11 protein-coding genes are annotated in these 12073 nt (G+C 59.3%); 6 read left to right on the plus strand and 5 right to left on the minus strand.

Annotated features, from left to right (window positions below; genetic code table 11):
- Nucleotides 1-162: 162 nt before the first annotated feature.
- The 4 genes from QMK31_RS00390 (at nt 163) to QMK31_RS00405 (ending at nt 5151) form a co-directional block, all read left to right on the plus strand.
- Nucleotides 163-1074 (plus strand): magnesium and cobalt transport protein CorA, encoded by a 912-nt coding sequence (locus QMK31_RS00390; protein ID WP_349361533.1) that lies wholly within the window; start codon nt 163-165, stop codon nt 1072-1074.
- Nucleotides 1075-1509: 435 nt separating this feature from the next.
- Nucleotides 1510-3054: a sugar ABC transporter ATP-binding protein gene (locus tag QMK31_RS00395; protein WP_283498993.1), complete on the plus strand. Its 1545-nt coding sequence runs from the start codon at nt 1510-1512 to the stop codon at nt 3052-3054.
- Nucleotides 3051-4061: an ABC transporter permease gene (locus QMK31_RS00400; protein WP_283498994.1), complete on the plus strand. Its 1011-nt coding sequence runs from the start codon at nt 3051-3053 to the stop codon at nt 4059-4061. Before QMK31_RS00395 ends, QMK31_RS00400 begins: the two co-directional genes overlap by 4 nt.
- A 73-nt stretch (nt 4062-4134) precedes the next feature.
- Entirely contained in the window at nt 4135-5151 is a 1017-nt protein-coding gene (locus tag QMK31_RS00405) for a sugar ABC transporter substrate-binding protein (RefSeq protein WP_283498995.1), read from the plus strand.
- Between the two features lie 132 nt (nt 5152-5283).
- Here the strand turns inward: QMK31_RS00405 and QMK31_RS00410 are convergent, their stop codons facing one another.
- From QMK31_RS00410 to QMK31_RS00430, 5 genes are all read right to left on the minus strand, one after another.
- Nucleotides 5284-6147, minus strand: a complete 864-nt coding sequence (locus QMK31_RS00410; RefSeq protein ID WP_283498996.1) for an SIS domain-containing protein — start codon at nt 6145-6147, stop codon at nt 5284-5286.
- 34 nt (nt 6148-6181) lie between these two features.
- On the minus strand, nt 6182-6994 hold the full coding sequence (locus tag QMK31_RS00415; RefSeq protein WP_283498997.1) for an NAD(P)-dependent oxidoreductase: 813 nt from the start codon (nt 6992-6994) through the stop codon (nt 6182-6184).
- 137 nt (nt 6995-7131) lie between these two features.
- On the minus strand, nt 7132-8100 hold the full coding sequence (locus QMK31_RS00420; protein ID WP_283498998.1) for a shikimate dehydrogenase family protein: 969 nt from the start codon (nt 8098-8100) through the stop codon (nt 7132-7134).
- A 28-nt stretch (nt 8101-8128) separates the two neighbouring features.
- Entirely contained in the window at nt 8129-8776 is a 648-nt protein-coding gene (eda, locus tag QMK31_RS00425) for a bifunctional 4-hydroxy-2-oxoglutarate aldolase/2-dehydro-3-deoxy-phosphogluconate aldolase (protein WP_283498999.1), read from the minus strand.
- On the minus strand, nt 8773-9393 hold the full coding sequence (locus QMK31_RS00430; RefSeq protein WP_283499000.1) for a glucose-6-phosphate isomerase family protein: 621 nt from the start codon (nt 9391-9393) through the stop codon (nt 8773-8775). The genes eda and QMK31_RS00430 overlap by 4 nt, the downstream gene beginning before the upstream one ends.
- A 390-nt stretch (nt 9394-9783) precedes the next feature.
- On the opposite strand from QMK31_RS00430, the gene QMK31_RS00435 reads away from it, so the two are divergent.
- The gene (locus QMK31_RS00435) at nt 9784-10524 is read left to right on the plus strand and encodes an SDR family NAD(P)-dependent oxidoreductase (RefSeq protein ID WP_283499001.1); all 741 of its coding nucleotides are present in this window, start codon (nt 9784-9786) and stop codon (nt 10522-10524) included.
- A gap of 45 nt (nt 10525-10569) precedes the next feature.
- Entirely contained in the window at nt 10570-12072 is a 1503-nt protein-coding gene (gene xylB / locus QMK31_RS00440) for a xylulokinase (protein ID WP_283499002.1), read from the plus strand.
- The last annotated feature ends 1 nt before the right edge of the window (nt 12073 follow it).

Consider the following 12073-nt stretch of genomic DNA (forward strand, 5'->3'; position numbering starts at 1 on the left):
ACGCGCCGTGCCGGAGCCTTCCGGCGTTCTATCGCGGTCGGAAAAAATACCCCGGTCTCGACCAGGCGCACCCGTTTCGTCGTCGACGGCCGCCTGACGCCGGCTCCCGAAGGAGTGAGTGTCGCAGAGGCGATGCGGTTCGCGGGGGAGGAACCTGGGCGGATGGCATTGTGCCTTTTTCCGACGCCGTCCGCAGAAGACGTTGACGAATTGGCCGAGGCGTGGGCGCTTCACCCGGTTCTGGTGGAGGATCTACTGCATGCCGGTCAACGACCCAAGCTGGAGCGCTACGACGATGTGCTGTTCATTGTCATACGCGCGGCGCGGTACATCGACGACATTGAAGACGTCGACTTTCTCGAGTTTCATGTGCTCGTGCGGGCGAACGCCATCGCTGTGCTCTGCCAGGATGGCCGTTGGATTGACGGTTCCGACGAGACCAGTCTGCCCGGTAGCTCAGCAGGCATCGCTGACCACACCCTTCTCGACGACGAGCACCTGCTCACGCTCGGACCGGAAGCCGTGCTCTATCGACTCCTCGACGCGATTGTCGATGGGTACATTCCCGTTCTGCGTGGCCTGGCCATCGACAAGGAACAGATCGAGCGCCAGGTGTTCAGCGGCGACGCGGCCGTCGCTGAACGCATTTACCGACTCAGCCAAGAGGTCATAGACCTTCAACACGCGGCATCCTCTCTGACTGATGTGCTCGATGCTTTGCAGAGCGGATTCGATCGGTACGGGATCCCGGAGGCTTTGCGAACCTATCTCCATGATGTGGCCGACCACCTGACCCGCGTTGAAACCCGGGTGGTCGAACTTCGCGATGCCCTGTCGCAGATTCTCAGCGTGAACGCCACTCTCGTGGGACAACGCCAAAACGAAGACATGAAGAAGATCTCTGGCTGGGCGGCGATTCTCTTCGCCCCCACGCTGATCGGATCCATTTATGGCATGAATTTCGAGACTATGCCCGAATTGCACTGGGCCTTCGGCTATCCCGTCGCCATAGGCGCCATGGTCGCGCTCGGCGCCAGCCTCTTCGTCGTCTTCAGGTGGAAGAAGTGGATGTAGCCGCTAGGGAGCTGACAAACGCCAGTCCAACCACGATTCGTACTTACGTGTCCGGGACCGTTGTGAAACCACTCGACCCCTGACATCGCTGAAAGCAATGCTATTCGGCCGCCCTCGTCATCCTCCCCGTGAAGCGCACACTTCGCTCGCCAGTGCCACAGGTGGCTTGCTGGAGTTCGATTGATATGAGCGGGAGGACGTGGCGGCGGTCGGTCGAGTGCTGTTTTAGGTAGCAAAACTACTGCAATGCCAACAATGTGTGGTCTTGAGTTGAAATTTTCGGGACTTGACCCTATTGTTTGGTAGTACGACTACCTCCCTAAAGCAAGGGAAGTGCGCAAAGGAGCCACTCATGCACAGCCCACTCTTGGCATCGGGTTTCGGTTTGCCCATTTGGTCATTTCGCCTGACTAACTTTGTTCAAGCGAGTCTGTAGTGGCGATCGAGCCCTCGGCCGCTCAGCAACACGCGGCAACACAGCCAGTTGCTTTTGAAGTTCGCGGTGTCTCCAAGTCATACCCCGGTGTCAAAGCCCTCGACGCTGTTTCTCTTACGGGCTACGCCGGTGAGGTCCTGGCTATCTGCGGCGCGAACGGGGCCGGCAAGTCGACGCTCGCCCGTATGCTCGCGGGGCAGGAATTGCCATCCGACGGCGACATTCGCATTTCGGGTTACGAAGGCCGCATCGATGGACCTGCTGCAGCGGATGACGCGGGCATCCTGCTCATGCACCAGGAACCCGTAATCATCGACTCATTTACCGTGAGCGAGAACCTTTGGCTCAAGAACCTCAGCTCGGCCAACAAAGTTCGGCCATGGGGTTTCGTGTCACGCAAGAAGACTGAGACAACGCTGGCTGCTCTGCGCTCCGTCGGCCTTGAGGGCGTTTCGCCAGAACGCCTCGGCAAAGACTTGGGGCCCGGTCTTCGCCAGATGCTCGCCCTCAGCCGTACACAGGTGAACCGGCATCAGATCCTTCTCCTCGATGAAACGACCGCATCGACGACGGAGGAGCACTTCAAAGACGTGCAGTCTCTCGTGGAGCGTGAGCGAGCCGCAGGAGTATCCGTCGTCTTTGTGTCCCATCGCATGCCGGAAGTCTTCGCGATGGCCGACAGAATTGCGGTTTTGCGTAACGGAAAACTTATCGATGTCGTGCGCACGGTCGATACCACACCCGACGAGGTCATGACGCTCATGATCGGTGAAGCTGTCAGCGCCCTCGAATCGCCGCCGAGTATCGAGACTACGCTGGACCCAATTCTTGAGGTCACTGGACTCTCTTCTGGCTCTGCAACGAACATTAGTTTCACCGTTCAACCAGGCGAAGTTCTCGGCATCTACGGTCTGGTTGGCAGTGGGCGCAGTTCGGTGGCCCGTTCCATCTCGGGGAACCAGAGCCGTGATGCAGGGGTCGTGAAGCTCCACGGCAAGCCTGTTCATGCCAAGAGTCCTCGGGATGCGGTTCGGCAAGGTATCGCCTATCTCACCGAGGACCGCCGCCGCGAGGGATTCGTAAAGGATTTCACGAACGGTGAGAATATGACGCTGGCGACCCTTCAGCATTTCTCGACTTGGGGCGTCATAAGTCGTCGACGTGAAAGAAAGCGTGTCAACGAACTTATTCGTGAGTATCAGGTGAAGGGCGAAGCGGGGGTATATACCCGCACTCTGTCCGGCGGAAACCAGCAAAAGGTGATCATCGCCAAATGGATCGAAGCTCGCCCGGAAGTTGTCATTCTCGATGAACCGACTAAGGGTATCGATGTCGGGGCGCGTCTCAACATCTACCAGATTATTCGGGCGCTCGCCCGCGACGGCAAGGGCATCATCGTGGTCACGAGTGAGGCTGAAGAGGCCCTCATGCTGTGCAACCGCATTCTGGTCTTGGAAGAAGGCCGAATCGTCGGCGAGTACCAACCAGCCACCAGCACGACCGACGACCTGATCCGGGCGTCCCTCGGAGGAGAGATCGCATGACCCAAACACATCAGCTAGCTGCCGTCCGGCCCCAGCAGACCCGAGGCTTTGCCTGGGGACGTCTGGGCCACTGGGCGAAGGAGCAATACCCCCTCTATATCTTGATCGCGCTGCTTATCATTGCGGGATTCGCGACGGATGCCTTCTTCACTCAGCGCAACCTAACCAACGTCATTTTGCAAGTTTCGGTTATCGGTATCGTCACGCTGGCACAGTTCCTTGTCGTCCTGACCGGTGGAATCGACATCAGCGTGGGATCCGTCGTGGGTCTCGCGGGGGTACTGTCAACTGGTTTGTTCTCCGGGGCGAGTGTTCCTGTTGCCATTCTCGTGGCCGTAGGTGTTGGAGCGATGGTGGGGGCGATCAACGGATATCTCGTCGCTTTCCGGGGGCTCGAAGCCTTCATAGTCACCCTGGGCATGCTTGCCCTGGCCCGCGGTTTGGTCTATGCCTATACGGAGGGAATTCCGGTCATCCCGGCCGCTGAGAACTTCCGTTCAATAGCAACGTCGACCGTACTCGGTTTCCCCGTCATCGGCCTGCTGTGGCTCGGACTGGCACTGGTTCTCGCTTTTATCGTTCGACGTACGGTCTTCGGCCGGCGCATTTACGCGGTCGGCAGTAACAAGGAAGCAGCGCGAGCATCTGGTGTGCCCGTCAAGTCGACAATCCTCGGCGTCTATATTCTTGCCGGAATTCTCGTTGGCTTTGCCGGCTTCCTGCTGGCCTCTCGCGTGGGCGTGGGCACGCCAACCGCGGGAAGCCTCTACGAACTCGACGCGATCGCCGCCGTTGTAATCGGTGGAGCGAGCCTGGCCGGGGGCAAGGGCCGTGTCTTCGGAGCTGTCGTCGGAACCCTGATTTTCGCCGTCATCACGAACCTTCTCGTCCTTCTCAACGTATCGACGTACCTGCAAGACGCTTTCCGAGGTGCGCTGATCCTTGTGGCTGTCGTTCTCACGACAGTGCACTTCGCGAAGAGAAAGAAGGCCCAGCAACTCGTCTAGTCCGCATTGATGGAACGCTCTCATTTTCTACAGCGCAAAACCTTTCCTTGTAACCCTTACCAGAAGGTCAAAGATGACAATCAAACGATTCACTGCCATAGCCGCAGCTGCCGCAGCCGTGGTCCTCACCCTGTCGGCGTGCGGAACCGTGGGCGGAACCACACCGGATGCGTCTTCGGGCGATACCAAGACGGTAGCCGTAACAGAAATTACCATCGGCTTCCTCCAGCGTCAGTTGGATGCGCCCTACTACTCCGCCATGCAGGCCATGGCCGAGCAGATTGCCGGTGAGCAGGGATTCAAGCTGCTCTTCCAGAATGCCAGCGGTGACCCAGTCACCCAGCTCGACCAGGCACAGACGATGCTCTCGCAGGGTGCGGATGTGCTCGTGATCAACGCGATCAGCCCGGAGACTCAGCGCGCTCAGCTTGAGCAGATTGCAGAACAGGTCCCTCTACTCTTCATCGACACTGGCATCCCCGATGTTGGCGTCACGTCGGTTTCGTCCGACAACTTAGCCGTGGGCAAGCTGTCGGGTGAGCTCGCGGCCAAGCGCTTTGAGGCGGGCAGCACAATCGACGTTGGAGTGCTTAATGGAGGACCCAACGATGTCATCGTCGGCCCGGCACGTCAGCAGGGATTTCTTGATGGTCTTGAGGCCGGCGGCATCAAGTACACGCTCGTCGCCGAGACCCCCGCGCTTTACGCGCAGGACAAGGCTGTGCCAGCCACCGAGTCGATGCTCGCCGCCAATCCGAACTTGGATCTGATCCTCGGACTCAACGACTCGATGGCACTCGGCGCTCTCACCGTTCTCGCCGATCAGGGCAATACCACCACTCTCGTCGCAGCCTCGGCTGACGGGCAGAAAGAGGCACTCGTCGAAATCGCCAAGGGATGCAGCAGCCAGTATGTCTCTACGGGGCTGAACTCACCGGCGCTTGCAACTCAGCGTGCTTTCGAAATAGCCATCGCCCTTGGAACCGGCCAGTCCACCTCCTCCGATTTCAAGCCTGAAGAGTACACGACAGCAGAAGGTATCAACTGCGACAATGTCGCCGACTTCTACGATGCCAAGAGTGTCTTCTAAGACGCTCGCTCTCTATAGAGTTTGATCCCAAACCCGATTGGGCCGGTGTCCCCTCTGAGGACACCGGCCCAATTTTGTTAGCGCATCGGTTGGTTCTGACCCAAGCCCACGTGCTGATGTCGAAGGCATCGGTTAGGCGTGATCCCGACGCACCTGCGAGAGTCCTTCCTTCATTTCAGTCAATCGATCCATGTGCTCCGGGCCGAGTCGCAAAGTGACGGCCGTGGCCAGGATGTCGATGACGACCAAGCCGGCGAGACGGCTGACCGTGGGAGTATAAATGTCGGTATCCTCGATCGTTTTCACGATCAGTGGAATGTCACAATGCTTGAGCAGAGGGCTTTCATCGCCCGAAATGCCAATCACTGTCGCGCCTTTGGCCCGCGCCGTCTGAGCGACTTGCACTATTGACCGTGTGCGACCCGTGTTTGAAATCACTATGAAGACGCTGCCGGGGTGGGCCATGGCTGCGGCCATGTATTGCTGGTGCGGATCCACTGGAGCCGAGCACGGGATGCCAAAGAGAGGCTCTTTCTGTTCCGCATCGAGCGCGATGATCGCCGATGCACCGAGGCCGGCAAGATGGAGTGATGAGCCAGCGAGAATCGCAGATACCGCGCGGTCGATCTGAATCGGATCGAGGAAGCGGCGGGCTCGGTCCAGGCTGCTGATCGTGTGATCGAAAATCTTTGTGGACAGCTCTTTGAGAGAGTCTTCCCGGCCAATCGTCGAGAGGGTGGCGGGGATTCCAAGCGCGAGCGTTTGAGCGAGAGAGATTTTAAATTGTTGAAATCCGAGGAAGCCGAGGCTGGTGCAAAAACGCATAACAGTCGGCTCACTTACACCGGCTGCTTCTGCCACTCCGGCCATGGTGGCATTCATGACATATGACGGGTTGCCGGCAACCAGCTGGGCAACTTTTCGCTCGGAATTACGTAGCGTTCCCATCACGTCGTTGAGATGTTCAAGGAGTGGTGCCTTGCGGTCTAGGGGCATTTGGCTGTCTCTCTGTTGAGCCCCAATATTGGCGCTATTCCCCAAGCGTAGCGAGGAGATTCGAAACTGCCAGTTCGGATGCCCGTCGGGTGCTCGCCCCGGTATATCCGCCCAGGTGTGGTGTAAGGATCGTATTGGCATGGTTCAGTACGGCAGTGAGCACGGGCGGTTCAAGATCAAATGCGTCTACGGCGTAGGTCTTCAGCTGCCCACTCTGCAGCGCATCAAGAACGGCATCGTCATGGACGAGGGCCGACCTGGCGGTGTTAATGAGCACGGACCCCCGACGCACCAGTGCGAGAAGTTCATGCGTCACGAGGGGAGACCCATCGTCTGAGGGTGGGCTGTGTAATGTGATGACGTCGGAGGAAGCGAACAGCTCGGCCAGCGTTGCACTCGTAGCGCCCGACCCGGACTCTACGGGTGAGAACGGATCGTAGGCGAGGATATCAGCGCCGAGGGCGCTGCCGAGTTGTGCCACGAGTCGGCCAATTGCGCCGAACCCGACGATTCCGAGTGTGATGTCGGGCATTTCTCGGCCGAGGGTGCGTTGCCAGCCGCCCTCATGCATCACACGGTTGGAATTAGGTAGGTCACGCAGGCTCGCAAGGGTCAGCGTGATGGCCAGTTCTGCGACACCGCGGGAGTTGGCGCCGCGAGCCAGAACGATTGCAATACCCTTCGCGTGCGCTGAAGCGGTGTCTACGGCGTCAGCGCCGACGCCGTTTCGGCTGATCACTCGGAGGCTCGTTGCGGCGTCGAGGACCCGTGCGGAGATGCGCTCGACGCCCGCGAGCCAGCCATCGATTCCCGGAAGGAGTTCGACCAGTTCATCTTCTGTTGGCAAGCGTCCAGCTGGACCCGAGACTAGTTCATGGCCTTGGCTCCGGAGAGGGTCAAGTTCTTGAACGGTGTCGAGTCCGGCAGCGGTCATTGATCGCGGCGTAATAAGAATTCGCATCAGGGCTCCCTGTCGGTGAACGGTTAAGAACGGGTGGATGCCGCTAGGGCCGACAAATTGTCGAAACCGGGCCCGCTGGTGGGGATAGCGATGTTGAAGACTTCGGCAATGACCTGCGTCCAGCCGTGGATGAAGTAGACCCACCCGTCCTCGACCTGGAGAGACCTGCCGTCCTGCGCCGAGCGGGCTTGATCGAGGAAGACCAAGTCCCCGCGGTAATTGAGATCCCACACGACAGCGTGCTCGGGAAAGATGGCGGCGGCGGAGAGCGGTGAACCTGGCGCGTCTTTACCGAGCCCGGTCGCATTGATAACGACGGAATACGGGCGAGCATCGGCCAGCACCGCGTCGTTGTCGGTTGATGTGGGAGTCGTGACCGTCGTCAGGGCTGTGCCGCTCTGTGAATTCTCGTGAACCGCGGTGAGAGTCTCAAGCCGGCCCAGGCTGCGATTTGTTACGATGACGCGTCCGGGCCGGTCGGAGCCGCGTTCAGGGCGGCTCAAGTACCAGTCGATCGCGATTGCTGATCCGCCCGCACCGAAAATGACGACATCCGTGTCGTGTGCGGCGAAGTGGCCGTCGGGCAGGAACGAGTCGAGCGCATACCCCGATGAAATTGGGTCTTTCGCGTGGGCTCGAAACCGTCCGTCACGTTTGGACAGACAACTGACTTCATCCATGAGGATTGCCAGCGGGTCGATGTCGTCGAAGAGGTCGTGTGCTGCTCGATACAGGTCGATCTTGTGGGTCGTTACCAACGCCCCGAGGCTCAGAGCGTCATTCTTGAGAAAGTTGACCACCGTGCGGTACTGGGCGTCAGGTGCGTGCAACGGCAGATCAATGCCGACAAGTTCAACCTCGCCCAGACCGAGTGCTTCAGCCCACAGCGGGAAGACCGTGCGGATCGAGGAGCGCCCCGTTGTCACGCCGACAAAGTAGAAGGTTGGCGTTGTCGCTGGTTCGAGGGTGTCGAAAGTATAGGTGCGAGTCACTGTGTCGTTCTCTTCTCTCTGGAATGCGTTACGCCACGAAGGCAGAAGCTGCTGCGACGGCTTTCCGGGTGGTTTCCGCGATAATTGTGAACTGACCGTTGGTGATTTGATCTCGCGGAGCAATCCAGGTACCGCCAATGGCGAATACGCTCGGAAGCGACAGATACGAGGCAAGGTTGGACGGGCGGATGCCGCCGGTCGGCATGAACCGGATGCCCAGCGCAGCCAATGGTGGTGCCAGCGCTGCAAGGGCTGCCGCACCGCCCGAGAGTTCAGCGGGAAAGAATTTGAGGTACGTATGGCCGTTCTCGGCCGCGGCGAGCATTTCAGATGCCGTGACCGCGCCGGGCACGAAGGGGAGCCCTGATGCGGCCGCAGCGCCGGAGAGCGTTGTGGTGAATCCGGGAGCAACACCGAATTGGGCGCCCGCGGCAACTGCCGCGTCTATCTGTACCGTCGTGAGGAGTGTGCCAGCGCCGACGAGAAAGGTCGGCACTTCATCCCTTATCGCTCGGATTGCGTCGAGTGCTGCGGGGGTACGGAGGGTGACTTCCATCGTTGGGAGCCCGGCTGCTAAGAGGGTGCGCGCGAGTTCCACTCCCTGAGCGGCGTCCTCAATCTCAACGACTGGCACGATGCGCGCCGCGGCGAGACGTTCCATTACGGAAAGACTCATGATGTCTGACCCCGCGTGTAGCCGATGTGGCGGGGGTTGGGAATTGTGGTCCACCCAGCGTCACCATCGTGCACGACGAGAGTCTTCATGCCTCCCGCGTCGGAGATTATGCCGTAATTCTGCCCCGCATCCGCTGAATAACAAAACAACGTGACGAACGGCTCGGTTCCGACATTGACGCTACGGTGTACCCATTGACCGGGAACGTTCACGGCTTTACCCGCTGTAAGTTCGATGGCCTGGGAATCGCCGTCGACGGTGTCGAGGAGCATGACGCCTTTACCGCTCAAGCAATAGTAGAGCTCTGCCCGGTCCGACGTCGTGTGAAGGTGCCCGCGGGTGACCGCATATTCGTCACCGTACGTGCCAGGCAGAACCGTGCTCGTACCGATAATGAGAGCCCCTGACCCATCTTGGTACTTTTGCTCGTTCACGGAGTAAACCAGGGTATCGGCTGCCGCCGTTGATACCTGCTGGCTCCAGGACGCCTCGCTCAGGTAAACCCCGGCCATGTCGGTGATGTGCTTCTCATAGCGGCGTGAGCTTCCAGTTAGGTCTCCGGTTGCGAAGACCTCCAACAGCGTCGGCTGATCTACGGGGTGTTGAGTGTGCAACATGTAATTCCTCCTCGAGTATCAAAAACGTAGTCAAACTACAAGTATTTGTCTACCATAGCCGTGAAGTACACACAAAGGATCAATTTTGGGCTAATATTGCACCAGACGTTTGGTCGAAATGTAGTCTTACTAATTTTTGATCGTATGCAATCAAAGGAGATTCAAGATGCTTCGACTGGTCAGCCAGGTGGCCAGGGCAAAAGCGTCTCCGCGAGATGGCATGGAAGCCAACTCGGTCAATCGCGACTCGCTCCGCATAGTGCGTCAGCCCCTCCGAACCCGGGCGCCACCTAATCTACGGAGTTTCGCCGTGGGGTCCAGGCCAGATTCAAACAATCGTCGTGCTGAGCCGTCGCGGATGAGCACAATCAAGAGAATTGAGAATAGATGATGACAGATTCAGTTGAACGCTTCGCAAATCTCCGTGTTGCTGTCACCGGGGCTGCCGGTGGCATCGGCCAGTCCATTGTCGAGCGCCTCCTGCGTGAGGGCGCCGAGGTGTACGGCCTGGACCGCAGGGGCCTTGATTCCATTCCCACTGGAGCACGCGGGATTGAAATGGATTTGACCTCCCCGGAGTCGGTGGCGACGGTCGTTTCCGCGCTGTACGCCGACGACCCGCGACCCGTTCATCTGGTGAACAGCGCGGGTATCGTCGAAGACAACGTGGCGGCAGAAGACATGTCCATCGAACAGTTCGATGCCGTCTTGGGAGTCAACCTGCGCGGCGTTTTTATTACCTGCCAAGCCTTCGGTCGAGAGTTGCTCGCTCGTGGCGGCGGTGCCATCGTAAATATTGCTTCGATGTCGGGTAATGCGGTTGTCAACTATCCGCAACGGCAGAGTGCATACAACACGTCGAAGGCCGCAGTTACAGCCCTCACGAAGTCCCTCGCCGTCGAGTGGTCACCGCGCGGTGTTCGTCTTAACGCACTGTCACCGGGATACGTCGACACTCCTCTTAATTTCCTCAAAGCTGACATGCACGAAACGTGGAAGCGCGATATCGTCATTGACCGTTTCGCTACACCGGAAGAGGTTGCCGGAGCGGTGGCTTTTCTGCTCAGTGACGATGCGGCCTATTTCGTCGGCGCGGAGTTGCTCATGGACGGCGGATATTCGTTGCGCTAAAGCCCAATCTCAACTACGCGTACAACCCACCAGTAAGGAACGCACGTGATTATCTCGCACGATCTAGGCACCACGGGCAACAAGGCGACCCTCGTCGCGAACGACGGATCCATGGTTGCGGCTGTGTCGGTCAGTTACGGAGCAGACTTCGGTTCGGGCGGGCGCGCCGAACAAAACCCGCACGACTGGTGGGCGGCAATGGCCAAGGCCAACAGACAGTTACTCGAAAAGGGCGGGATTCGAAATACCGACATAGATGCCGTCTCGTTTTCGGGGCAGATGATGGGAGTCGTCAGCGTGGACAGCGCTGGCGACCCTGTGCGGCCGGCGATCATCTGGGCCGACACGCGCTCGAGCGCGCAGTGCCAGACCCTGGTCAAGCGCGTTGGCATGGATCGCGGGTACAAGATCACGGGCCATCGCCTCAACCCCACGTACTCCCTGTCGAAGATGATGTGGCTGCGGGACACGGAGCCCGAGGCGTTTGCCCGGGTTGAGACCGTGTTCCAGGCAAAAGATTATCTTGCCTACCGCCTGACCGGCGTCAAAGCGACCGATCCGTCCGACGCCTCAGGCACCAACGCTTTTGACCAGGCTACGAATTCATGGTCGTCTGAACTCATTGACGCAGCTGCTCTCGATTCTGGGCTGTTTCCCGAGATCGTCCCGTCTACAACGGTCATCGGGACCGTCACGAGGCAAGCGGCCGAGGAAACCGGTCTTGCGGTCGGTACGCCGGTCGTCATCGGCGGAGGCGATGGCCCAATGGCTGCACTGGGCGCGGGAATAGTGGATGCGCAATCCGGTGCTTACGCGTACCTCGGATCCTCATCGTGGGTCTCTGTGAGCGCTGACCAGCCGTTGCACGACCCTCTGATGCGGTCAATGACCTTCAATCACGTAATCCCGGGCCGCTTCGTGCCGACCGCGACGATGCAGGCTGGCGGGGCTTCGTTGCAGTGGATCACCCAGGTACTTGCCCCGGGCCAGGAGGATAGATACTCCGAACTTCTCGGTGGTGCGGCGGCGGGCACGGCATCCGAAGATGGTCTGTTCTTTCTGCCGCACCTGCTCGGGGAACGCTCGCCCTACTGGAACCCCAAAGCACGGGCCGCTTTCGTGGGGTTGCAGATGCACCATGGACGCGGAAACCTGACTCGGGCAGTGCTCGAGGGAATCGCCTTCAACCTGCACACCGGGCTCAAGGCATTCGTCGACAATGGCACTGCGATTTCTTCGATCGACGCCATCGGCGGCGCAGCCCACGCCGACACGCTGCTCGATATCTTTGCCGATGTCTGGGGAGTGCCGGTGACGGCCCGCAATCTCGTCGATGAGGCCAATGCCATTGGTGCCGCTGTTGTGGGTGGAATCGGTGTGGGAATCTTCGATGGTTTCGATGTGGCCGCCCATCTTTCTCGGCGCACCGTTCGGCGGGATCCGGATGCGGCCCGGCACGCGCGTTACAGCGGCGAGTATGAGACGTTCATGGATGCCTACCGCCGCCTTGAAGGTTGGTTCAACGCGTTGGATGTGCCGGGGGAATGAG

It is taken from the genome of Cryobacterium sp. PH31-O1, assembly GCF_030063455.1.
Lineage (GTDB): Bacteria > Actinomycetota > Actinomycetes > Actinomycetales > Microbacteriaceae > Cryobacterium.